The 23,581-nt window shown below is 72.5% G+C and carries 20 protein-coding genes and 1 pseudogene; 3 read left to right on the top strand and 18 right to left on the bottom strand.

Translation table 11 applies throughout. From position 1 onward, the window contains the following. Positions 1-89: 89 nt before the first annotated feature. The 13 genes from nusB to Sdagh_RS02505 form a co-directional block, all read right to left on the bottom strand. Positions 90-518 (bottom strand): transcription antitermination factor NusB, encoded by a 429-nt coding sequence (gene nusB, locus Sdagh_RS02565; protein WP_189418952.1) that lies wholly within the window; start codon positions 516-518, stop codon positions 90-92. 2 nt (positions 519-520) lie between these two features. Next, positions 521-1,087: an elongation factor P gene (gene efp, locus Sdagh_RS02560; RefSeq protein WP_189418950.1), complete on the bottom strand. Its 567-nt coding sequence runs from the start codon at positions 1,085-1,087 to the stop codon at positions 521-523. A 63-nt stretch (positions 1,088-1,150) separates the two neighbouring features. Continuing rightward, positions 1,151-2,257, bottom strand: a complete 1,107-nt coding sequence (locus Sdagh_RS02555; RefSeq protein ID WP_190077545.1) for an aminopeptidase P family protein — start codon at positions 2,255-2,257, stop codon at positions 1,151-1,153. 388 nt (positions 2,258-2,645) lie between these two features. After that, the gene (locus tag Sdagh_RS02550; RefSeq protein WP_190077546.1) at positions 2,646-3,605 is read right to left on the bottom strand and encodes a Pro-rich N-terminal domain-containing protein; all 960 of its coding nucleotides are present in this window, start codon (positions 3,603-3,605) and stop codon (positions 2,646-2,648) included. Positions 3,606-3,848: 243 nt separating this feature from the next. Next, positions 3,849-4,940, bottom strand: a complete 1,092-nt coding sequence (gene aroB / locus Sdagh_RS02545) for a 3-dehydroquinate synthase (RefSeq protein WP_190077547.1) — start codon at positions 4,938-4,940, stop codon at positions 3,849-3,851. Continuing rightward, entirely contained in the window at positions 4,937-5,452 is a 516-nt protein-coding gene (locus tag Sdagh_RS02540; protein ID WP_189418942.1) for a shikimate kinase, read from the bottom strand. Before Sdagh_RS02540 ends, aroB begins: the two co-directional genes overlap by 4 nt. Continuing rightward, positions 5,449-6,633: a chorismate synthase gene (gene aroC, locus Sdagh_RS02535; protein ID WP_190009837.1), complete on the bottom strand. Its 1,185-nt coding sequence runs from the start codon at positions 6,631-6,633 to the stop codon at positions 5,449-5,451. Before aroC ends, Sdagh_RS02540 begins: the two co-directional genes overlap by 4 nt. Before the next feature lie 215 nt (positions 6,634-6,848). After that, positions 6,849-7,688, bottom strand: coding sequence for a shikimate dehydrogenase (locus Sdagh_RS02530; RefSeq protein ID WP_190009835.1), 840 nt, complete (start codon positions 7,686-7,688; stop codon positions 6,849-6,851). Then, positions 7,669-9,498, bottom strand: coding sequence for an endolytic transglycosylase MltG (gene mltG / locus Sdagh_RS02525; RefSeq protein WP_190077548.1), 1,830 nt, complete (start codon positions 9,496-9,498; stop codon positions 7,669-7,671). Before mltG ends, Sdagh_RS02530 begins: the two co-directional genes overlap by 20 nt. Before the next feature lie 123 nt (positions 9,499-9,621). Next, on the bottom strand, positions 9,622-10,086 hold the full coding sequence (gene ruvX, locus Sdagh_RS02520) for a Holliday junction resolvase RuvX (RefSeq protein ID WP_189418934.1): 465 nt from the start codon (positions 10,084-10,086) through the stop codon (positions 9,622-9,624). Further along, positions 10,086-12,758 carry an alanine--tRNA ligase gene (gene alaS / locus Sdagh_RS02515; RefSeq protein ID WP_189418932.1) on the bottom strand — a complete coding sequence of 891 codons (2,673 nt, stop codon included), beginning with the start codon at positions 12,756-12,758 and terminating at the stop codon, positions 10,086-10,088. Before alaS ends, ruvX begins: the two co-directional genes overlap by 1 nt. Next, positions 12,758-13,120: a hypothetical protein gene (locus tag Sdagh_RS02510; protein ID WP_189418930.1), complete on the bottom strand. Its 363-nt coding sequence runs from the start codon at positions 13,118-13,120 to the stop codon at positions 12,758-12,760. Before Sdagh_RS02510 ends, alaS begins: the two co-directional genes overlap by 1 nt. Positions 13,121-13,128: 8 nt before the next feature. Further along, entirely contained in the window at positions 13,129-13,563 is a 435-nt protein-coding gene (locus Sdagh_RS02505; RefSeq protein WP_189418928.1) for a DUF948 domain-containing protein, read from the bottom strand. Between the two features lie 188 nt (positions 13,564-13,751). Here Sdagh_RS02505 and Sdagh_RS02500 point away from each other — a divergent pair. Further along, positions 13,752-15,969: pseudogene (locus Sdagh_RS02500) on the top strand (ATP-binding protein). Here Sdagh_RS02500 and rpsD read toward each other — a convergent pair. The 5 genes from rpsD to Sdagh_RS02475 form a co-directional block, all read right to left on the bottom strand. Continuing rightward, complete coding sequence (rpsD, locus tag Sdagh_RS02495; protein ID WP_189418924.1) at positions 15,957-16,571, bottom strand: 30S ribosomal protein S4; 615 nt, start codon at positions 16,569-16,571, stop codon at positions 15,957-15,959. The pseudogene Sdagh_RS02500 and the gene rpsD sit on opposite strands and share 13 nt — an antisense overlap. A gap of 299 nt (positions 16,572-16,870) precedes the next feature. After that, positions 16,871-18,226: a replication-associated recombination protein A gene (locus tag Sdagh_RS02490; RefSeq protein ID WP_190077550.1), complete on the bottom strand. Its 1,356-nt coding sequence runs from the start codon at positions 18,224-18,226 to the stop codon at positions 16,871-16,873. A gap of 44 nt (positions 18,227-18,270) precedes the next feature. Beyond that, entirely contained in the window at positions 18,271-18,933 is a 663-nt protein-coding gene (locus Sdagh_RS02485) for a vitamin K epoxide reductase family protein (RefSeq protein ID WP_189418920.1), read from the bottom strand. Positions 18,934-19,204: 271 nt separating this feature from the next. Further along, positions 19,205-20,467: a histidine--tRNA ligase gene (gene hisS / locus Sdagh_RS02480; protein ID WP_190009826.1), complete on the bottom strand. Its 1,263-nt coding sequence runs from the start codon at positions 20,465-20,467 to the stop codon at positions 19,205-19,207. An 11-nt stretch (positions 20,468-20,478) separates the two neighbouring features. Further along, positions 20,479-21,189: an MBL fold metallo-hydrolase gene (locus Sdagh_RS02475; RefSeq protein ID WP_189418915.1), complete on the bottom strand. Its 711-nt coding sequence runs from the start codon at positions 21,187-21,189 to the stop codon at positions 20,479-20,481. A 178-nt stretch (positions 21,190-21,367) separates the two neighbouring features. On the opposite strand from Sdagh_RS02475, the gene Sdagh_RS02470 reads away from it, so the two are divergent. Next, positions 21,368-22,189, top strand: coding sequence for a peptidylprolyl isomerase (locus Sdagh_RS02470; RefSeq protein ID WP_189418913.1), 822 nt, complete (start codon positions 21,368-21,370; stop codon positions 22,187-22,189). Positions 22,190-22,324: 135 nt separating this feature from the next. Then, positions 22,325-23,554 carry a DUF349 domain-containing protein gene (locus Sdagh_RS02465; RefSeq protein ID WP_190009824.1) on the top strand — a complete coding sequence of 410 codons (1,230 nt, stop codon included), beginning with the start codon at positions 22,325-22,327 and terminating at the stop codon, positions 23,552-23,554. Positions 23,555-23,581 lie beyond the last annotated feature (27 nt).

Below are 23,581 nucleotides of genomic sequence, written 5' to 3'. Positions count from 1 at the left end.
GCCGGCACGCGGTTCCGCCGCGCGGGCGCGACCGGCCACGGGCGACGCGCGGATCACCCGAATGCCGCAACCCCCGCGGCGCCCCTCGCTCAAGCCCGCCGCAGCGACGGCTTCAGCTCCTTCAGCCGGCCCAGCAGCCCGTTGACGAACGAGGGCGACTCGTCCGTCGAGAACTCCTTCGCCAACTGCACCGCTTCGTCGAGCACGACCGCGTCCGGCGTGCCGTCGACCCAGATCAGCTCGTACGCGCCGAGACGCAGGATGTTGCGGTCGACGACCGGCATGCGGTCCAGCGTCCAGCCGACCGCGTACTGGGAGATCAGCTCGTCGATCCGGGCGGCGTGCTCCGCGTACCCCTCGACCAGCTCCATCGTGTACTCGCTCACCGGCGGCTGCCGGGTGTCGGAGCGGGAGAGCCGCACCCAGTCGGCGAGGACGGTCAGGACGTCGGTGTCGCGCTGGTCGCCTTCGAAGAGGATCTGGAAGGCGCGCTTGCGGGCCGTGTTGCGGGCAGCCACGGTTAGCTGTTCACCCGGCCGAGGTAGTCGCTGGTGCGGGTGTCGACCTTGATCTTCTCGCCGGTGGTGATGAAGAGCGGGACCTGGATCTGGTGGCCGGTCTCCAGCGTCGCCGGCTTGGTGCCGCCGGTGGAGCGGTCGCCCTGGACGCCGGGCTCGGTCTCCTGGACGACCAGCTCGACGGCGGCGGGCAGCTCGACGAAGAGCACCTCGCCCTCGTGCTGGGCGACGGTGGCGGTGAAGCCCTCGATCAGGAAGTTGGCGGCGTCGCCGACGGCCTTCCTGTCGACGTGGAGCTGGTCGTAGGTCTCCATGTCCATGAAGACGAAGTACTCGCCGTCCATGTACGAGAACTGCATGTCGCGCTTGTCGACAGTGGCCGTCTCGACCTTGACACCGGCGTTGAAGGTCTTGTCGACGACCTTGCCGGAGAGCACGTTCTTGAGCTTGGTGCGCACGAAGGCGGGGCCCTTGCCGGGCTTGACGTGCTGGAACTCGACGACGGACCAGAGCTGGCCGCCTTCGAGCTTGAGCACCATGCCGTTCTTGAGGTCGTTCGTGGAAGCCACGGTTGAGGAATCTCCTGGACTGGACTGACGTGGACGACCCCGGCGCGTACGCCCAGCGTGAAGCTAGAGCGCGAGCAGCTCCTTGGTCGTGATGGTGAGTAGCTCGGGTCCGCCGTCCGCCTCGGGGCGTACGACGAGCGTGTCATCGATCCGGACACCGCCCCGGCCCGGGAGGTGGACCCCCGGTTCGACGGTGACCGGCACACAAGCGTCCAGTTTACCCATGGCCGCCGGGGTCAATTGAGGGTCCTCGTCGATTTGGAGTCCGACCCCGTGCCCGGTGCGCGCCGGAAGGTTCTCCCCGTACCCGGCGGAGTCCAGTACCTGCCGGGCCGCTCGGTCCACGTCGCGGTGGGCGACGCCGGGCGCGAGGGCCTCCCGGCCGGCCCGCTGCGCGGCGAAGACGAGGTCGTACAGCTCGATCTGCCAGTCGGCGGGCGAGGTGCCGATGACGAAGGTGCGGCCGATCTCGCAGCGGTAGCCGCGGTAGGTGGCGCCGAGGCAGACGGAGAGGAAGTCGCCCTCCTCCACGCGCCGGTCGGTGGGCCGGTGTCCCGGGCGCCCGGCGTGCGGGCCGGTGCCCACGGAGGTGGGGAAGGCGGGGCCGTCGGCGCCGTGGTCGACCAGGCGGCGTTCCAGTTCCAGGGCGAGGTGCCGCTCGGTGCGGCCGACCAGGATCGATTCGAGCAGCTCGCCGAGGGCCTGGTCGGCGATCTCGGCGCCGATGCGCAGGCAGGAGATCTCCTCCTCGTCCTTGACGACCCGGAGCTGTTCGACGGCCTGGCCCAGTCCGGCCAGCCGGAGCCGGGGGGCGGCGGAGCCGATCGCGCGGTGCCGGGCGACGGTGAGGTGGTGCTCCTCCACGGCGAGGGAGTCGGCGCCCTGGGCCTCGGCCACTCCGCCGGCCGCGACGGCCGGGTCGGCGCCGGGTCCGGGCAGGACGCGCAGCCGCAGCGACTCGTCCGGCCGTCCGGCGGCGGGCCGGTCCTCCGGCGGCTCGGCGCAGAGCAGCAGGTCCTCGGTGGTGCCCAGCAGCAGGACGGCGCCGCGCGGGGCGGCGCCCGCGAGGTAGCGCACGTTGGCGGGCCGGGAGACCAGCGCCGCCGCGCTGCCGCCCGCATTGCAGCGTTCACGTAGGCGCGTCCGGCGGGCCGCGTACACCTCTGACATGAGCCGAGCGTATGAGCCGCGCGGGTGGGGCGCCGCTCAGGAGAGGCCGAGTGGGCGGTGGCCCGCCGGGCGGGGCGCGCGGACGGGGGTTCGCGTCGTCCGTCGGCCGACCGCCGGTGGGGGCCGGGCGCGCAGTTCGCCGCGCCCCTGGGCCGGTCCGGGCACGCGTGTCACAGGTTCCCCGCGCCCCTGCGGTAGGCCCGGCTGCCCGCGTCACCGGCTCTCCCCACTTCCCTGGGGGGCCCTGACACCCGCGTCACAGTTTCCCCACGCCCCTGGGGGCGGCCCTGACACCCGCGTCACGGGTTCCCGTCCCCCTGGGCCGGCCCGGCTGCCCGCGTCACCGGCCCCCCGCCGCCACGCCCCGCAGGGCACTACGCCCCCCGCGTCACCAGTTCGGCGGGCTCGCTATCGAGCGGGCCAGTACGTCGTCCAGGACGCGGGCGGTCTCGGGGACGTCGATCTGGGAGTTGTCGATGATCGGCAGCCCGGAGCCGTACCAGCCGGCCATCCGGCCGTGGATGCGGGCGACCTCCTCGTCGGTGAGCCGCCGGTTGCCCGCCCGCTCGGCGTTGCGCTCCAGGACGACGTCCAGGCCGGGCAGCAGCACCACGGGGAGCAGGCCGGGACCGACGTGCCGTTTCCAGCCGCCGAGGCCGACCACCGGCCGGTCGGGGAAGACGGCGTCGTCGAGGATGCAGGAGATGCCGTTGGCGAGGAAGTTGCGCGCGGCGAAGCCGCAGGTGCGGCGGGCCAGGCGGTACTGCGCCTCGGAGTGCTCGTTCCACCCGGACTGCGGGTCGGCGAAGCCGGAGCGGACCCATTCGCGTACGTCGTCCAGGCTGATGTGGGCGGTGGGCACCCGGCGGTGGTCGGCCCAGTACTTGGCCACGCTGGTCTTGCCGGCGCCCGCCGGGCCGATCAGCAGGACGGCGAGGACGGTGCCCGCCGGGTCGGCGGCGGGCGGCGCGGGCGGCACGCTGGGCGCGGAGCCGGGCCGGCCCGGGGGCAGCGGGACGTGACCGGTGCCGTCCGGCGGGGGCGGCGCCTGCCGCGGCGGCTGGACGTGCCGCGGGGCCGCGGGGCCCTGGGACGCCGGAGAGTGCTGCGGCGGCTGGGCGTACTGCGGGGCGGGTGCGTGGGGCGGGACCGGCGGGGTGGCCGGGGGGCCGCCCGGGTACCCCGGCACCGGGGGCGGGGGCGGGGGCACGGGGGCGGACGCCTGGTGCGCCCCCGGGGGTGGCTCCGGGGGCCGGTCCGGGTGATGTGCGGCCGGCGACCAGCCGTCGGCCGGTCCGTGCCCCGGCTGATGGGGCGGCGGCAGCGGAGAACCCACTGCGTGCTGCATCCGGTGCCACTCCGTCTCGTTCTCGGGCTCGGTCCGCCGCCGGGGCGCTGCGGCCGGTGTCCGAGGTCGGCACCGGCGCGCCCCTTCGGCTCGCTCGCCGCGGGCGATGGGCGCTGTCGGCGGGGCCGGCCCCGCCTTCGTCGCAGAACGGTACCGCCCCCGGCCGTCCTTCGGTGAACGGCCGGGGGCAGCCCCAAGTGCCCGGCGGGCAGGGCGAATCGGGCGGAAGGTGTGCCGCGGGAGTTACTGGCCGACTTCGCCGTAGGCGGCGAGGAGGACGGCCGGGTCGGGTCCCTCCAGGACGGTGGGCTTGGCCAGGCCGTCCAGGACGATGAAGCGCAGCAGATCGCCGCGGGACTTCTTGTCGACCCGCATGTTCTCCACCAGCTTGGGCCACTGGTCGTGCCGGTAGTGCAGCGGCAGCCCGACCGCCTCCAGGATGCTGCGGTGGCGGTCGGCGGTGGCGTCGTCCAGACGGCCGGCGAGGCGGCCCAGTTCGGCGGCGAAGTGCATGCCGACGGCGACGGCGGCGCCGTGCCGCCACTTGTAGCGCTCGTTCTTCTCGATGGCGTGCCCGAGGGTGTGGCCGTAGTTGAGGATCTCCCGGCGGCCCGCCTCCTTCAGGTCGCAGGAGACGACCTCGGCCTTGACGCGGATGGCCCGCTCGATCAGCTCGGCGGTGTGCGGCCCCGCGGGGGTGCGGGCGGCCTCCGGGTCGGACTCGATCAGCTCCAGGATCACCGGGTCGGCGATGAAGCCGGCCTTGATGACCTCGGCGAGCCCGGAGACGTAGTCGTTGACCGCGAGGGAGTCCAGCGCGGCGAGGTCGCAGAGGACCCCGGCGGGCGGGTGGAAGGCGCCGACGAGGTTCTTGCCCTCGGCGGTGTTGATGCCGGTCTTGCCGCCGACGGCCGCGTCGACCATGGCCAGCACGGTGGTGGGCACCGCGATCCAGCGCACGCCGCGCAGCCAGGTCGCGGCGACGAACCCGGTCACGTCGGTGGTCGCGCCGCCGCCGACGCCGACGATGACGTCGGTGCGGGTGAACCCGGACTGGCCGAGCGCCTTCCAGCAGTAGGCGGCGACCTCGGCGGTCTTGGCCTCCTCGGCGTTGGGCACCTGGATGGCGATGGCGTCGTAGCCCTGGTCGGCCAGGTCGGCGCGGAGGGCGTCACCGGTCTCGGCGAGCGCCTCGGGATGGATCACCGCGACCCGCTTGGCCCTCGGCCCGACCAGTCCGGGCAGTTCGCCCAGGAGCCGACGCCCGACCAGGACCTCGTAGGGCTCGCTGCCGGCGGTGCCGGCGACCTGGATGCGGGTGACTTCCTCGCTCATGTTTCCTTCAGCTCCAAAGCGTCCAGAGCGGCCTGGGTGACCTCTTCCGGGGTACGGCCGTCGGTCGCGACGACGGCCGCGGCGACGCTCTCGTACAGGTGCCGTCTGGCTTCCATCAGCTCGCGCCACTGCCGGCGCGGGTTGACGGCGAGCAGCGGCCGGGCCGCGTTGAGGCCGGTGCGCCTGACCGCTTCCTCGACGTCCATGGAGAGGTAGACGACGCGGTGCCCGGCGAGCAGCGCGCGGGTCTCCTCGTCCAGGACGGCGCCGCCGCCCAGGGCGAGGACGCCGTCGTGCTCGGCGAGCGCCCGGTGCACCGCCCGCTTCTCCAGGGCGCGGAAGGCGGCCTCGCCCTCGTCCACGAAGATCTCGGCGATGGTGCGGCCCTCGGCGGCGACGATGTCCTCGTCGGTGTCCCGGTAGGCGGTGCCGAGCCGCTCGGCCAGCAGCGCGCCGACGGTGGACTTGCCGACCCCCATCGGGCCGACCAGGACGATCAGCGGTGCGGTCATCGGATGGCCAGGGCGTCGAGGTAGGAGGTGACGTTGCGCCGGGTCTCGGGCACGCTGTCGCCGCCGAACTTCTCCGCCACCGCGTCCGCGAGCACCAGCGCGACCATCGCCTCGGCGACGATGCCGGCCGCCGGGACCGCGCACACGTCGGAGCGCTGGTGGTGGGCGGCGGCGGCCTCGCCGGTGGCGACGTCCACGGTCTTCAGCGCGCGCGGCACGGTGGCGATCGGCTTCATCGCCGCCCGCACCCGCAGCAGCTCGCCCGTGGTCAGCCCGCCCTCGGTGCCGCCGGAGCGGCCCGACGCCCGCTTGATGCCCTCGGGGGTGGTGAGGATCTCGTCGTGCGCCTGCGAGCCGGGCACCCGGGCCAGGCCGAAGCCGTCGCCGACCTCGACGCCCTTGATCGCCTGGATGCCCATGAGCGCGGCGGCCAGACGGGCGTCCAGCCGCCGGTCCCAGTGCACGTGCGAGCCGAGGCCGACCGGAACCCCGTACGCCAGCACCTCGACGACCCCGCCGAGGGTGTCGCCGTCCTTGTGGGCCTGGTCGATCTCCGCGACCATCGCCTCCGAGGCGGCCTCGTCCAGGCAGCGCACCGGGTCGGCGTCCAGTTTCCCGACGTCGGCCGGGGTCGGCAGCACCCCGTAGGGCGCCTTGGCGGCGGCCAGCTCGACGACATGGCTGACGATCTCGATGCCGGCGGTCTCCTTCAGGTACGACCGCGCCACCGCGCCGAGCGCCACCCGGGCGGCGGTCTCCCGGGCCGAGGCCCGTTCCAGGATCGGCCGGGCCTCGTCGAAGCCGTACTTCTGCATGCCCGCGAGGTCGGCGTGGCCGGGCCGGGGCCGGGTCAGCGGGGCGTTGCGGGCGAGACCGGCGAGGATCTCCGGGTCGACCGGATCGCCGGCCATGACCTGCTCCCACTTGGGCCACTCGGTGTTGCCCACCATGATCGCCACCGGCGAGCCCAGGGTCAGCCCGTGCCGGACACCGCCGAGGAAGGTGACCTCGTCCCGCTCGAATTTCATCCGGGCGCCGCGACCGTAGCCGAGCCGCCGCCGCGCCAGGTGGTCGGCCACCATCTCCGTGGTGATCGGCACGCCGGCGGGAAGTCCCTCCAGCGTCGCGACGAGTGCGGGGCCGTGCGACTCCCCCGCGGTCAGCCAGCGCAACCTGCTCAACGGTGCTCCTCGGTGCTCGCGCGCTGTTCCATCACGGCGCGACCGGGTGCGCGGCCCTGATCCGCCGCTGTCAATCCTCCCACGACCGCCGGAGCGTCCCGGGCGGCGGTCCACCACCCGGACAGCGGAGCGGGGGCCACGTCCGCGTCACGCCCGGCACGGCGGTACGGGGGACCCGTGCCCGGCGTTCCCCGGGCGCCCCCGCCGGACCCGCCCTACCGCGCGGCCAGCGCCCGCTCCCCCGCCGCGCGCATCGCGGCCAGCGGGGCCGGGACGCGGCCCGTCATCTGCTCCACCTGGAGCACCGCCTGGTGGACCAGCAGGTCGAGGCCGCTGACGACGGCGCCGCCGTGCGCCGACCAGCGGGCGGCCAGTGCGGTGGGCCAGGGCTCGTAGAGCACGTCGAAGAGGGTCACCGGCCGCTCCGGCACGGCGGCGGCGAGCGCGTCGGTGGTGCCGGCCGGGGTGGTGGCCACCACCAGCGGGGCGTGCAGCGCCTCTGCCGCCCGCGCCCAGTCCACGACGCGGACCTCGACGTCCAGCCGCTCGGCCCAGCCCCGCATCTCGGCGGCCCGGGCCGCGCTGCGCACGTAGACGGCGACCTCGCCGGCGCAGATCCGGGCCAGCGCGGCCAGCGCGGAGGACGCGGTGGCCCCGGCGCCGAGGACGGCCGCGCTCTCGACCTTCTCGACGCCGTGTTCGCGCAGGGCCGCGATCATGCCGGGGATGTCGGTGTTGTCCCCGGTCCGGCGGCCGTCCGCGGTGAGGACGACCGTGTTGACCGCGTCCACCGACGCCGCCGTGTCGCTGATGCCGTCGAGCAGCGGGATGACGGCCCGCTTGAGCGGCATGGTCAGCGACAGCCCGGCCCACTCCGGCCCCAGCCCCTCGACGAACCCCGGCAGCGCCGCCTCGTCCACGTCGAAGAGGTCGTACGTCCATCCCGTCAGTCCCAGCTCCGCGTAGGCGGCGCGGTGCAGCACCGGGGAGAGGGAGTGGCCGATCGGGGACCCGAGGACGGCGGCCCGGCGGCCGTCAGTCGCCGGTACTGGCATTGAACTTGTCCTTCAGCTTCTCGAAGTCGGCGTGGGTCCTGGCGAACTCCGTGTTGCTCACGCCGTCGGTGGCCACGAAGTAGATCCAGCCGTCGGAGGTGGGCTGGAGCGCGGCCTCCAGGGCCTCGGCCCCGGGGTTGCCGATGGGACCGGGCGGCAGGCCCTTGTGGTAGTAGGTGTTGTACGGGTCCGGGTTGCTGTTGATCTCGGACTCGCCGATGTGGATCTCGCTCTGCCCCATCAGGTAGTTGAAGGTCGAGTCGAACTGGAGCTTCTGGTTGGTCTCGGTGTTGGTCGGCTTGAGCCGGTTGTAGATCACCTCGGCCATCTTGCGGAAGTCGTCGTGGGTCTTGCCCTCGGCCTGCACCAGGCTGGCGACGGTCACGAGCTGCCACGGCCCGTCGAGCCCCAGCTCCTTCGACTTCTTCTCGAAGCCCAGTTCCTCGTACGTGTCGGTGGCCCGCGCCACCATCTCCCTGAGCACTTCCTCGGGCTTCTGCCCCTTGGCCACGGAGTAGCTGGACGGGTAGAGGAACCCTTCCAGCGGGTCCTTGACGTCGGCGTGGTTCACCGCCCAGTCGGGCAGGCCGAGGTCCTTCCAGTCGTTCTTGGCGACTTCGGCGGTGGTGCCGTCCGGGACTTCGAGGCGCTTGTCGATGAGCTTGTACACGTCGACGTTGCGCCGGCCCTCGGCGATGATCAGCGAGTTGCGGCTCTCCGGGCTGAGCATCAGCTTGACGGCGCTCTCCGCGGACATCTCCTTCTGGAGCGTGTAGACGCCGTCCTGGATGCCCTTGGCGTTCGGGTTGCCCTGGAGGGCGGTGACGAAGGCGTCGACGCTCTTCACCACGCCCTTGCGCTTCAGCTCCTGCCCGATGGCCGAGCCGCCGGCGCCCTTGGGGACGGTGACCGTCACCTGCGTGCCGTTGCCGTCGCCCGCGTAGTCCGGGGCCGCGCCGAAGCGGTCCTGGTAGAACTGGTAGCCGAAATAGCCGAATCCGGCCACGCCGCCGCCCAGCACCAGGCAGACCACGAGGCACGCGCATCCGTTGCGCCGCTTCTTCGGCCTGCCGCCGCGGCCCCGCCGGTCGCCGCGCCCGGAACCGTCGCCGTCGGCGCCGTCGTCACCGTCGCCGCCCGCGAAGAAGGCGTGTTCTCCCTGGTCAGGTCCCGGGTCCCAGTCGGTGCGGACCGGCTCCGGCTCGGTGCGCCGGCGGCCCGGGGGCTCCGGGGGCGGGTACGCCTCCTCGGTGCCGTAGTGGTCGGTCTGCTCCGCGCCGTAGGGGGCGGCGGCCTGCGGCCCGTACGGGTCCGCGGGGTCGGGGGGGTACGGGGGCTGCTGCTGACCGTAGGCGGTGTGACCGCCGGCGTCGTACTGCTGCCGGCCCTGCGGCTGCTCCTGCTGGTGCGGCTGCTCCTGCTGCTGCGGCTGCTCCTGCTGGTGCTGATGGTCCTGCTGCTGCGCCGGGTACTGCTGCCCGCCGTACGCCGGGTCGTAGCCCTGCTGGTCGTACTGTCCGCCGTGCTGCTGACCGCCGTGCCGGGCGTCGTACTGCTCGGTGCCGTACTGCTGACCTCCGTACTGCTGTCCGCCGTACGGGTACTGCTGCTGGGCCTGGCCGTATCCGGCCTGGCCGCCGCCGTCGCCCCAGTCACCGTGCTGCTGATGCTGCGGTTGGTGCTGCGGCTGGCCGCCGTCGGAGGGCTGCTGTCCCGCGTGGGCCTGCTGCCCTCCCCACCCGCCGTCCCCGTACAACGGGTCCTCCGGGTGCCACGGTTCGGAGCCCTGGCCCCGGCCATACTCAGTCATGGATCCCCTAGAGCCGCGAGGCGGCCGTCACGCGGGTCTCACGGACCGCTGACCGTTCCGCCTCTCTCTGTGCGGAGGCTGTTCGAACACCGCCGCATCGCGCGGAACGTTACCGTACAGCGATCAGATGACCACTTCGACGCCCTCACCAGGAGGATTACCTGACACCCGTTCGGATTCAAGCGCCTGCTGGAGGATGATCACAGCGGCGGCCTGGTCGATGACCTTGCGGCCCTTCTTGGAGTTCACTCCGGAGGCGCGCAGCCCCTGGCCGGCCGTGACGGTCGTCATCCGCTCGTCGACGAGCCGGACCGGGACGGGGGCGACGCCCTTGGCCAGTTCCTGGGCGAAACGGCGGACCTTGGCCGCGGCCGGGCCCTCGCCCCCCTTGAGGGAGCGCGGGAGCCCGACGACGACCTCGATCGGCTCGTACTCCTCGACGAGCGCCCGCACCCGGCGGTGGGCGGCCGGGACGTCCCGGCCGGGCACCGTCTCCACGGGCGTGGCGAGGATGCCGTCGGGGTCGCACGAGGCGACCCCGATCCGGGCGTCCCCGACGTCGAGGGCGAGCCGGCGTCCTCGGCGCATTACTTCGCCGTCTCCGCGACCAGGCGCTCGACGGCGGCCACGGCGTCACCGATGGCGGCCGGGTTCTGACCGCCGCCCTGGGCGACGTCCGGCTTGCCGCCACCGCCGCCGCCGAGGGTCTTGGCGGCGGTACGGACCAGGTCACCGGCCTTGAGGCCGCGGTCACGGGCGGCGTCGTTGGTGGCGATGACGGTCAGCGGCTTGCCGTTCACCGTGGTGAAGAGGGCGACGACCGCGGCCCGGCCGCCCTGGATGCGACCGCGCACGTCGAGGACCAGCTTGCGCAGGTCGTCGGCGGTGGTGCCGTCCGGCACCTGCCCCGTGACCAGGGCCACGCCGCGGACGTCCTTGGCGGACTCGGCGAGGCCGCCGGCGGCCTGGAGGACCTTCTCGGCGCGGAACTTCTCGATCTCCTTCTCGGCGTCCTTCAGCTTGCCGAGCATGGCGGAGACCTTCTCCGGGAGCTCCTCCGGGCGGCCCTTGACCAGCTCCTGGAGCTGGGCGACGACCGTGTGCTCCCGGGCGAGGAAGTTGTAGGCGTCCACGCCGACCAGGGCCTCGATGCGCCGCACGCCGGAGCCGATGGACGACTCGCCGAGCAGCTTGACCAGACCGAGCTGGGCGGTGTTGTGCACGTGGGTGCCGCCGCACAGCTCCTTGGAGAAGTCCCCGATGGTGACGACGCGGACGCGCTCGCCGTACTTCTCGCCGAACTCGGCGATGGCACCCTGCTTCTTGGCCTCGTCGATGCCCATGACGTCGGCGCGGACGTCGAGGTCGCGGGCGAGCACCTCGTTGATCTTCTGCTCGACGTCGGTCATCACGGCCGTGGGCACGGCGGACGGCGAACCGAAGTCGAAGCGGAAGCGGCCCGGCTGGTTCTCGGACCCGGCCTGGGCGGCCGTCGGGCCGAGGGCGTCGCGCAGCGCCTGGTGGGTGAGGTGGGTGGCCGAGTGGGCGCGGGCGATGGCCTTGCGGCGCCGCCCGTCGATCGCGGCGTGGGCGGTGGCGCCCACGGTGACCTCGCCGACCTGTACGACGCCCTTGTGGACGTAGACCCCCGGGACCGGCTTCTGGCAGTCGCGCACCTCGATGACGGCACCGGAGTCGACCCTGATCCGGCCGGTGTCGCCGATCTGGCCGCCGCCCTCGGCGTAGAACGGGGTGCGGTCGAGGACGATCTCGACCTCGTCGCCCTCGGTGGCGGCCGGCGAGGAGACGCCGTCGACGAGGATGCCGACGATGGTCGACTCGCCCTCGGTGTCGGTGTAGCCGATGAAGTCGGTCTGGCCGGCGCGGTCGGCGATCTCGCGGTAGGCGCCGAGGTCGGCGTGGCCGGTCTTCTTGGCCTGGGCGTCGGCCTTGGCGCGCTCCCGCTGCTCCTTCATCAGGCGCCGGAAGCCGTCCTCGTCCACGGAGAGGCCCTGTTCGGCGGCCATCTCCAGGGTGAGGTCGATCGGGAAGCCCCAGGTGTCGTGGAGCAGGAACGCCTTGTCGCCGGAGAGGACCGACCCGCCGGCGGCCTTGGTCTCGCCGACGGCGGTGTCCAGGATGTTGGTGCCGGCCTTCAGCGTCTTGAGGAAGGCGTTCTCCTCGGCGACGGCGACCTTCTCGATCCGCTCGCGGTCGGTGATCAGCTCGGGGTACTGCTGCCCCATCATCTCGATCACGACGTCGATCAGGTCCTTGACCACCGGACCGGTGGCGCCGAGCAGCCGCATGTTGCGGATGGCGCGGCGCATGATGCGGCGCAGGACGTAACCGCGGCCCTCGTTGCCCGGGGTGACGCCGTCGCCGATGAGCATCACGGAGGTGCGCATGTGGTCGGTGACCACGCGCAGCGAGACGTCCGTGTCGTGGGCGTCGCCGTAGGCCACGCCGGTCAGCTCGGTGGCCTTCTTGATGACGGCCATGGAGGTGTCGATCTCGTACATGTTCTGCACGCCCTGCAGAATCATGGCGAGCCGCTCCAGGCCGAGCCCGGTGTCGATGTTCTTGCTCGGCAGGTCCCCGAGGATCTCGAAGTCCTCCTTGCCGATGCCCTGGCCGCGCTCGTACTGCATGAAGACCAGGTTCCAGATCTCCACGTAGCGCTCGTCGTTGACGGCCGGGCCGCCCTCGACGCCGAACTCGGGACCGCGGTCGTAGTTGATCTCGGAGCACGGACCGCACGGGCCGGGCACGCCCATCGACCAGAAGTTGTCCTTCTTGCCCAGCCGCTGGATGCGCTCGGCGGGCACGCCGACGACGTCGCGCCAGATGCGCTCGGCCTCGTCGTCGTCCTGGTAGACGGTGATCCACAGCCGCTCGGGGTCGAGGCCGTAACCGCCCTTCTCCTGCGCGCTGGTGAGCAGCTCCCAGGCGAGCTTGACGGCGCCTTCCTTGAAGTAGTCGCCGAACGAGAAGTTGCCGCACATCTGGAAGAACGTGCCGTGCCGGGTGGTCTTGCCGACCTCTTCGATGTCCGGGGTGCGCACGCACTTCTGCACGCTGGTGGCGCGGTCGAAGGGCGGCTTGACCTCACCGAGGAAGTACGGCTTGAAGGGCACCATGCCGGCCGGGACCAGCAGCAGAGTCGGGTCGTCCGCGATGAGCGACGCCGAAGGGACGACGGTGTGCCCGCGCTCCTCGAAGAAGCTCAACCAGCGGCGACGAATCTCGGCCGACTCCATCAGTGGTCCTCATTCCGGTTGTACGAGTACGTCGTCCTGTCGATGTACTTCGAGGTGGGCATCGGGTCGTTGCGGTTCTCGATGGCGGCGTACCGCCGGGGCGGCGGGAGTTCCCGGTCCGCGGGGGCGTCGAGCCCGAGCGCGTCGCCCAGTTCGGCCTCCCGCTGGGCCATGTTGTCGCGGACGTCGAGCGCGAAGTCCACCGCGCGGTCCCGGAGCCGGCCGCCCGCCTCGATGGCCTTGTTCGCCGCGGTCACGGCGAGGTTCTCGGGGGTGAGCTGCTTCAGCTTGCGGTTGACCTTGGTGGTGGCCCACACGCCGGCGGCGACGCCGGAGGTGAACCAGAACGTACGGCGGAACATTCCTGGGATCAGTCCTTCTTGCGCTTGGCCCGCCGCGTCGCCGGGACGGTACGGCCGACGACGACGGTGCGCCTGGGTGCCTTGTCCGGGGCGTCGTCCCTGCGGCCGCTCATCGCGCGGCGGACGCCGTAGCCGAAGGCCGCGACCTTGACGAGGGGGCCGCCGAAGGTGGAGGCGACGGTGGTGGACAGCGCCGAGGCGTTGGAGGTGACCTCCTGGACGTCGGAGGCGATCGCGTCGACCCGTTCGATCTGGGTCTGCGCCGAGCGCACCGCCGCGGAGGCGTCGGCCAGCAGCGGGACGGCCTGGTCGGTCACGTCCGCCACGAGCTTCGTGGTCGCCTTGAGCGTCTGGGCCAGCCTCACCAGTGCGACGGCGAGGAAGGAAACCAGGATCGCCCAGAAGACGGCCACGAGGATTCCGGCCACCTCTCCACCGGACACTGTGCACCCGCTCCCTGATCCGTGCCAGAACGTCGAGGCCGCGCCGGGCCGTCGAGAACATTCAAAAAGTCGTGCACCGAGCCTATCGCGCCGGGCGCGGAGGTCCGTACCGGATTACCGTCCGCGCGCGGTGGAGTTGCGCGAAGCGATTGTACGCACCGCGCACGCTTCAGTACGCTGCGTCGCCTATGCGTGAGCAACGGGATGCCGGAACGTGCCCGGCCGGGAACCTGCCGCTGGAACTGGACGCGTTCGTGGGCCGCGCGACGGAACTCGCCACGCTGGACGGGGCGCTGCGCGAGGCGCGGCTGGTGACCGTCACCGGGGTGGGCGGGATCGGCAAGTCACGGCTGGCGGGGCGGGCCGCGTCCCGGTCGGCGCCGCGGGACGGGGTTTGGCGGGTGGAGCTGGCGCCCGTGCGCGACCCGGAGTTCGTGGACTACGCGGTGGTGGAGGCGCTGGGCCTGGCCGATAACACCACCCGGACCCCGCGCGAGACGCTCCTCGCCCGTCTCGCCGGGCGCGAACTGCTGCTGCTCCTCGACGGCGTCGAACACCTCGTCGACTCCTGCGCCGGCCTGGTGGCCGATCTGCTGGGCCGGTGCCCCGGGCTGCGGGTGCTGGCGGTGGGGCGCCGGCCGCTGGCCGTCCCGGGTGAGCGCCTGGTCCCGCTGGCGCCGCTCGCCGAGGAGGACGCGGTGACCCTGCTGTCGGTCCGCGCTGCCCAGCACGGCGTGCCGGTGGGGCGCGCGGACGACGAGGTGCGCGAGCTGTGCCGGCGGCTGGACGGGATTCCGCTGGCGGTCGAACTGGCCGCCGGGCGGCTGGACACGCTGACACCCGGGCAGGTGCTGGGCCGCCTGGACGACCGGTTCCGGCTGCTGACCGGGGAGAACCGCGCGGCGCTCCCCCGGCACCGGGCGCTGCGCACCGCGATCGGCTGGAGCCACGAGCTGTGCACGCCCGGGCAGCGGCTGCTGTGGGCGCGGCTCTCGGTGTTCGCGGGGCGGTTCGACCTGGAGGCCGCGGAGTACGTGTGCAGCGGCGGCGGGCTGCCCGCCGACGAGGTGCTCGACGTGCTGTCGGCGCTGCTCGCCCAGTCCGTGCTGACCCGGGAGGAGACCCCGGCCGGGACGCGCTACCGGATGCTGGACACGGTCCGGGCGTACGGCGCCGAGTGGCTGGAGGCGACGGGGGACGCGGCCCGGCTGCGGCGGCGGCACCGCGACTGGTACGTGGGGCTGGTGACCTGGTGCGAGCTGGACTGGTTCTCGCCGCGCCAGCCCGAGGTGGCCGCGCGGATCGAGGCGGAGCTGCCGAATCTCCGTGCCGCCCTGGACCACTGCCTGTCCGATCCGGACGGCGCGCATCTGGGCCAGTACCTGGCGGGCTCCCTGTGGTTCCTGTGGGTCGGCTGCGGCCGGCTCGCGGAGGGGCGGCACTGGCTGGACCAGGCCGTACGGCTGGACGCGGAGCGCACCGCCCGCGAGCAGTCCCGGCTGAAGGCGCTGTGGGTGCTGGCGTACGTGGCGATCCTCCAGGGCGACCCGGTGTCCGCGCGGGCGGCGCTCCGGGAGTGCCGGGAGGAGGCGGAGCGGGCCCGCAACCCGCTGGCGGTGGCGTACGCGGTGCACCGCACCGGCTGCCTGGCGCTGGTCACCGATGACATGGTGGGCGCGGAGGCGCTGCTGCGCTCCGCGCTGGAGCGGTACCGCGAGCTCGGCGAGCTGAACAGCAATGTGCTGATGGCCCAGGTGGAACTGGCCATGACGCGGGCGTTCCGGGGTGATCTGGCGGACGCGGTGCGGCTGTGCGAGGACGTGCGCCGGGTCTGCGACGGCCACGGGGAGCGCTGGGCGCGCGTCTACGCGCTGTACGTGCTGGCGTACGCGGCGTGGAGCGACGGCGACGCGGCCGGGGCCCGGCGGCTGCTGTCCGTCTGTCTGGTCGACGCCCACCGCTTCCGTGACCTGCTGGGTTCGGTGCTGTCACTGGAACTGCTGGCGCTGGTCACGGTGACCGAGGGGGAGGCGGCGGAGGCGGCGGTGCTCCAGGGGGCGGCGGCGCGGATATGGCCCGCGGTGGGGCTGCCGCTGTTCGGCTCGGCGCACTACAACGCGCCGCACGAGCTGTGCGAGGCGACGGCCCGGGAGCACCTGGGCGACGAGCGGTACCAGGAGTGCGTACGGCGGGGTGCGCGGCTGTGCCGCGAGGAGGCGGTGGCCCGGGCGCTGCGGCGGCCGCCGGAGCCGGCCGCGCTGCCGGGGCCGCGCGGTGCGGTGCGGCCGGCGACGGCGCCGGGGACATGACGGAGCCCGCCGCCCCGCCCGCCCACGAGGGGGCGGGGAGACGGCGGGCCCGGGCACCGCGGAGGTGCTGTGGCCTGCTGGTGATCAGCGGGCGTAGTACTCGACGACGAGCTGCTCGTCGCAGATCACCGGGATCTCCTTGCGGTTCGGCTCGCGGTCCAGGCGGAACGCCAGGGCCTTGAGGTTCACCTGCAGGTAGCGCGGGGTCTCGCCGTCGGGGGCGAAGCCGCCCTCGCGGGCGATCTGGAACAGCGTCTTGTCCTTGGAGCGGTCGCGGACCTGCACGACGTCGTCGGGGCGGACGCGGAAGGACGGCTTGTCGACCTTCTGGCCGTTGACCGCGATGTGGCCGTGGACGACCATCTGGCGGGCCTGGTAGATCGTGCGGGCGATGCCCGAACGCAGCACCAGGGCGTCGAGGCGGCGCTCCAGCTCGACGATCAGGGCCTCACCGGTCTTGCCCTGCACCTTGGAGGCACGCTCGTAGGCGCGGACGAGCTGGCGCTCGGAGACGTCGTACTGGGCTCGCAGGCGCTGCTTCTCCAGCAGACGGACCTTGTAGTCCGAGTTCTGCTTGCGGCCTCGGCCGTGCTCACCCGGCGGGTAGGGACGGGCCTCGAAGTACTTGACGGCCTTCGGGGTGAGCGCGATGCCGAGGGCACGCGACTTCTTGACCTTGGGGCGGGACTGGTTCGCCACTGTCTCTCATTTCGTGGTGTTCGGCTTGCCAGGGTTGAGGGAGGTCGCATCCGCAGCCGGGGAGACCCGCCGGGTCCGCTGGGGACCTGCCGGGCAGCCGCTCCCTGGTCTGGGCACATACGTGCAGCACGCGAGTGGCCCACCGACCGGTCCCGCCGTACGGATACGGGGGTGGTGGTGGGCTGCCCGCGACACCTGTTTCGACGGTGCGCGACGCTCCTGGAACCCCGGGGGGTTCCGGCCGGGTGTCCCGCTCTGACGGCACGGGACTCGGCACTCCGGGCGAGTTTACAGGGTGTTCAGGACCGCTTGCGACCGAGGTGCTTGCGGGTCCACTCGACGGCGTCGGCGTACCGCGCCTCGGCGCCGTGCCGGGTCGGCGTGTAGTACTCGCGGTCCTTCAGGGCGTCCGGGGCGTACTGCTGCGGGGCGATGCCCTCGGGCAGGTCGTGCGGGTAGACGTAACCCTGGCCGTGGCCGAGCTTGCCGGCGCCCTGGTAGTGGCTGTCGCGCAGATGGGCCGGGACGGTGCCGGCGTGCCCCTTGCGCACGTCGTCCAGGGCGGCGCCGATCGCGGTGGTCGCGGCGTTCGACTTGGGGGCGAGGGCGAGGGCGATGGTGGCGTGGCTGAGGGTGAGGGCGGCCTCGGGGAAGCCGATCATGGCGACGGCCTGGGCGGCGGCGACCGCGATCGGCAGCGCGTTGGGATCGGCGAGGCCGATGTCCTCGCTGGCGGAGATCATCAGGCGGCGGGCGATGAAGCGGGGGTCCTCGCCGGCCTCGATCATGCGGGCCAGGTAGTGCAGGGCGGCGTCGACGTCGGAGCCGCGGATGGACTTGATCAGGGCGCTGGCGACGTCGTAGTGCTGGTCGCCGTCGCGGTCGTACTTGACCGCCGCCCGGTCGACCGTCTCCTCCAGTGTGGCCAGGGTGATCTCGGGCTCGCCCTTGTCTAGCGCGGCCCCGGCGGCGGCCTCCAGCGCGGTGAGGGCGCGGCGGGCGTCGCCGCCGGCGATGCGCAGCAGGTGGTCCTCGGTGTCCTCGGGGAGGGTGAGCGCGCTCCTGAGGCCCCGGTCGGCGGTGAGGGCGCGGCGCAGCAGGCCGCGGACGTCGTCGTCGGTGAGGGGTTCGAGGGTGAGGAGGAGGGAGCGGGAGAGGAGGGGGGAGATCACCGAGAAGTACGGGTTCTCGGTGGTCGCGGCGATGAGCGTCACCCAGCGGTTCTCGACCGCCGGGAGGAGGGTGTCCTGCTGGGCCTTGCTGAAGCGGTGGATCTCGTCGAGGAAGAGGACGGTCTCCTTGCCGTACCCGCCGACCGCACGGCGGGCGCCGTCGATGACCGCGCGGACCTCCTTGACGCCCGCGGTGATCGCCGACAGCTCCACGAACCGCTTGTTGGTGGCCTTGGAGACGACGTACGCGAGGGTGGTCTTGCCGGTGCCGGGCGGGCCCCAGAGGACCACCGAGGAGGGACCCGCGGGGCCGGACGCCCCCTCGCCGACCAGGCGGCGCAGCGGGGAGCCCGGCTTCAGCAGGTGCTGCTGGCCCACGACCTCGTCGAGGGTGCGGGGGCGCATCCGGACGGCCAGGGGACTGCCGGACGGGTCCTTCTCCTGGCGTTCTTCTGCGGCGGCGGTGAACAGATCGGGCTCCACGCACAAAACCCTAAATCACCGCACTGACAACGCGGCGGGCGCGGTCAGCTCGTCCAGAAGTCCCACCAGCGGGTGAGGACCAGCATGCCGATGATGCCGATGTGCAGCACCGGCAGCACCCAGGTGAACTCCCCGAAGAAGCCGCGCAGCCGGCCCGGCGCGGGCAGCAGGCCCTTGCGGACGTTGAAGGAGGTCACGTACCAGAACATGATGATCGTGGCGACCCAGGCCAGGGAGCACCACAGGCACAGCGCGTTGATCCGGTACAGGGACTGGAACTGCAGCCAGGTGCAGAATCCCACGCCGAAGAGGGTGCCCGCGTTGAAGGTGAGCCAGTACCAGCGCGGGAAGCGGGCCCGCGCGAGGAGGCTCACGCCGACGCAGACCACGATGCCGTAGCAGACCAGGCCGAGCATCGGGTTGGGGAAGCCGAAGACGGCCGCCTGGTCGCTCTCCATGACGCTGCCGCAGGAGACGACCGGGTTCAGGCTGCAGCCGGGGACGAAGGTCGTGCCGGCGACCTTGGCCTCCAGCAGCTTGAACTTGTCGATCGTGATGACCCACGCGGCGAGCAGTCCGGCGGCGCCGGTGAGCACCAGCAGCACACCGAAGGCGCGGCTGCCCCCCACCGCGCCCGGCGCGACGGCACCGGCGTACGACTCGGGCTCGGGTTCCGTGGAGACGTCTCTGACTGTCGTCTTGCTCATCACGCCGATTCCGTCACTTGAGGTCTCATCTTCTTCGGGCACGGTCATTGTGCCGCACGTGGGCGCGTGTCGACCGTTCGGTGCGCATAAGAAGGGACCTCCGGCCCCCACGGGGGTGCCGTTCCGGACAACGCCTGCGCCAGGGGCGCACGGGCGATCGAACCGGAGGGGGGATCGGCGGCCACCCGGTTGACGGCCGGCGGGCCGCCCCGGTCCGGAGACCCGGGCGGACCGCCGGACCGGGGCGCTCCCGGGCGCGGGAGGGGCGCGCTCAGCCGAGCCGTGACTCCAGTTCCGCCACGATCTCGTTGACGCCGATCGCCCGCTGCTCGCCGGATTCCATGTCCTTGAGCTGGACGACGCCCTCGGCGAGGTCGCGTTCGCCGGCGACGATCGCGTAGCGGGCGCCGCTGCGGTGGGCGCTCTTCATGGCGCCCTTGAGGCCCTTGCCGCCGTAGGCGAAGTCGGCCGCGACGCCGTTCTTGCGCAACTCGGTGACCTTGGCGAACAGCACCCGGCGGGCCTCCTCGCCGAGCGGCACCGCGAAGACGGAGGTGGTGGCGGGGAGGTCCAGCTCGACGCCCTCCGCCTCCAGTGCGAGGACCGTGCGGTCGACGCCGAGGGCCCAGCCGACGGACGGCAGCGCGGGGCCGCCGATCATCTCGGAGAGGCCGTCGTAGCGCCCGCCGCCGCCCACCGCGGACTGGGAGCCGAGCCCGTCGTGGACGAACTCGAAGGTGGTGCGCGTGTAGTAGTCCAGGCCGCGCACCAGCTTGGGGTCGTCCTCGAAGGCGACGCCGGCCGCCGTGATCAGCTCGCGGACCTCGTCGTGGTAGGCCGTGCAGGCGTCGCACAGGTAGTCGCGGAGCAGGGGCGCGTCGGTGAGCTGCTTCTGCACCTCGGGGCGCTTGTCGTCCAGGACCCGCAGCGGGTTGATGTCGGCCCGGCGCAGCGTGTCCTCGTCCAGGTCGAGGCCGCGCAGGAACTCCTGGAGGGCGGCCCGGTAGACGGGACGGCACTCCTTGTCGCCCAGGGAGTTGAGCAGGATGCGGAACCGGCTCAGGCCCAGCGAGCGGTACGCCTGGTCGGCCAGGATGATCAGCTCGGCGTCGAGCGCCGGGTCCTCCGCGCCGATCGCCTCGGCGCCGACCTGTGAGAAGTGGCGGTAACGGCCCTTCTGCGGACGCTCGTAGCGGTAGTACGAGCCCGAGTACCAGAGCTTGACGGGGAGGTTGCCCGTCTTGTGCAGGTTGGCCTCCAGGGCGGCGCGGAGTACGGAAGCCGTGCCCTCGGGGCGCAGGGCGAGCCGGTCGCCGCCCTTGGTCTCGAAGGCGTACATCTCCTTGGTGACGATGTCGGTGGACTCGCCGACGCCGCGGGCGAACAGCTCGACGTTCTCGAAGCCGGGCGTCTCGATGTAGCCGTAGCCGGAGTCGCGCAGCGGGGCCGCGATGGCCGCGCGGACCGCCAGGTACTTGGCGGAGTCCGGCGGCAGCAGGTCGTAGGTGCCCTTGGGGGCCTTGAAGGTGCTCACGGGGTCTCTCGTCACATTCCTCGTCGGGGAGCCTGCTCAGCTGCTCCCTGGCCGGCCGCCACCTGCCGCAGATACGGGTTGGTGGCGCGCTCCTGGCCGATGGTCGTCTGGGGGCCGTGTCCGGACAGCACCACGGTCGTGTCGTCGAGCGGCAGGACCACGCGGGTCAGGGACTCGAGCATGTCGTCCATGGAGCCACCGGGCAGGTCGGTGCGTCCGATGGAGCCGGCGAACAGCAGGTCGCCCGAGAACAGCACCGGCGGGATGTCCGCCGCCTCGGGCAGGCCGAAGGTCACCGACCCCTTGGTATGGCCCGGCGCGTGCGCCACGGTCAGCTCCAGCCCGGCCAGCGCCAGCTTCGCGCCGTCGGTCAGCTCCCGGACGTCGTCCGGCTCCCCCACCGTCAGCTCGCCCATGAGCGGCATCCCGATGGACCGGCCGATCCCCTTCTCGGGGTCGCTCATCATGTAGCGGTCGGCCGGGTGGATCCACGCGGGCACGCCGCTCGCGCCGCACACCGGGACGACCGAGGCCACATGGTCGATGTGGCCGTGCGTGAGGACGACGGCGACCGGCTTGAGCCGGTGCTTCCTCAGCGCCTCCTCGACTCCGGGGGCGGCCTGGTGGCCGGGGTCGATGATCACGCACTCCGCACCGGCGGCCGGGGCGACGAGGTAGCAGTTCGTCCCCCAGGCTCCGGCGGGGAACCCGGCAATGAGCACGATCGTCCTTGGTTGTGTCGATACGAGTGGCTTGTGAGCGGGCTGCGCCCGTGGTCAGAGCCTACCGGCGGTGCCGTTTCCTCAGCGAACCCATATACGGTACGGGGCTAACGCAGGCGGTCGGCCCACGAGCACGCACGCGTACCGGTCGGCACGAAGACGCATAGGAGACAACCCGGTGGTCAGCCAGGAACAGCGGCGGCGTCAGCTCGCCCGGGAGAAGTTCTTGCGGCAGCAGCAGCGGCGCACCGCCGCGCGACGCAAGGCGCGGGTGCGCAACTCGGTGATCGCGTCGGTGCTCGGCGTGGTCCTGGTGGGCAGCCTCGCGCTGTACACGACCGGCACGCTCAAGGACGACGACGACAAGGAGACCGCGAGCGCGGAGGCGTCGCCGAGCGCGTCGGCGACCAGCAAGGCGCCGGACCCGTGCGACAAGGCCGCGGCGGGCAAGGCCGCGACCAAGACGTGGAAGAAGGAGCCGGCGATGTCCATCGACAAGTCGGCGGACTACACGATGACGCTGGACACGACGTGCGGCGAGATAGACATCGCCCTGAAGACGGCGGCGGCCCCGCACACGGTGAACTCGTTCGAGTTCCTGGCCGGTGAGGGCTACTTCGACCACACCAAGTGCCACCGGCTCACCACCAGCGGCATCTACGTGCTCCAGTGCGGCGACCCGACCGGTCAGGGCACCGGCGGTCCCGGTTACACGATCCCGGACGAGAACCTGAAGGACAAAAGCCTGAAGGACAACGTCTACCCGGCGGGCACGGTGGCGATGGCCAACACCGGTCAGGCGCACACCGGCGGCAGCCAGTTCTTCCTGGTGTACCAGGACAGCCAGTTGCCGCCCAGCTACACCCCGTTCGGCACGATCTCCGACGCCGGCATGAAGGTGCTGAAGAAGATCGCCGCCGCGGGCGAGAGCACCGGCGCGGGCGACGGGGTGCCGAACGCGACGGTCGTGATCGACAAGGCCACCGTCACGAAGTCCTGAGCGCCGGCTGCCTAATTTCGGTGGCGCTGGATGCGGACAGGTCACCTGCCGTTCGCCTATGTTGGCGGTGACGAAACTGTGGACGATGCCCGGGGGTGGGAAAGCCCTCCGCAGGCATCATGTGGAGGAGGCGCTGTGAGCAGCGACCCGTGGGGCCGCGTCGACGAGACGGGGACCGTGTACGTGCGTACGGCAGACGGCGAGCAGGTCGTCGGTTCCTGGCAGGCCGGCTCCCCCGATGAGGCGCTGGCCTACTTCGAGCGCAAGTACGAGGGCCTGGTGGTCGAGATCGGCCTCCTCGAGAAGCGGGTGCGGACCACCGACCTGTCGGCGAAGGACGCCCAGGCCGCGATCCAGCACCTGCGCGAGCAGGTCGACGCGCACCACGCGGTGGGGGACCTGGACGCGCTCAGGAAGCGTCTCGACCAGCTGGTGGAGCTGGTGGAGACGCGGCGCGAGGAGCGCAAGGCGCAGCGGGCCAAGCAGTCCGACGAGGCCCGCCGGGCCAAGGAGGAGCTGGTCGCCGAGGCCGAGCAGCTGGCGGCGTCCGACCAGTGGCGAGCGGCCGGTGAGCGGCTGCGGGCGCTGGTGGACACCTGGAAGGGGCTGCCGCGTCTCGACCGCAAGTCCGACGACGAGCTGTGGCACCGCTTCTCGCACGCCCGGTCGGCGTTCTCCAAGCGGCGCAAGCAGCACTTCGCGCAGCTCGACGCGCAGCGCGAGGAGGCCCGCCGGGTCAAGGAGCGGCTGGTCGGTGAGGCCGAGGCGCTGTCCGGTTCGACGGACTGGGGTCCCACGGCCGCGCGGTACCGCGATCTGATGGCCGAGTGGAAGGCCGCCGGCCGCGCCCAGCGCGAGCACGAGGACGAGCTGTGGAACCGCTTCCGCGGCGCCCAGGACGTCTTCTTCGCCGCGCGCAGCTCGGTCTTCGCCGAGCGGGACGCGGAGCAGACGGAGAACCTCAAGCTCAAGGAGGAGCTGGCCGAGGAGGCCGAGAAGCTCCTGCCGGTCACGGACCTGAAGGCGGCCCGCGCCGCGTTCCGTTCGATCAACGAGCGCTGGGAGGCCGTCGGGCACGTGCCGCGTGACGCCCGGCCGAAGGTCGAGGGCCGGATGCACGCGGTGGAGCGGGCGCTCCAGGAGGCCGAGGAGGCCGAGTGGCGCCGGACCAACCCGGAGGCCCGCGCGCGTGCCGCGGGGCTGACCGGGCAGCTCCAGGCCGCGGTCGACAAGCTCAAGGGCCAGATCGAGCAGGCCCGCGCCCAGGGCAACACCGCCCGCGCGGACAAGCTCCAGCGTGAACTGGACGGCCGGCAGGCGCTGCTGGACCAGGCGCTGAAGGGCCTCCAGGAGTTCGGCGGCTGACCCGCAGCGACACGAAGGGGCTCCCGT

Origin of the sequence: Streptomyces daghestanicus, from assembly GCF_020521275.1 — a bacterium.
Classification (GTDB): Bacteria; Actinomycetota; Actinomycetes; order Streptomycetales; family Streptomycetaceae; genus Streptomyces; species Streptomyces griseoviridis.
This window is presented reverse-complemented; position numbering and strand designations above follow the sequence as displayed.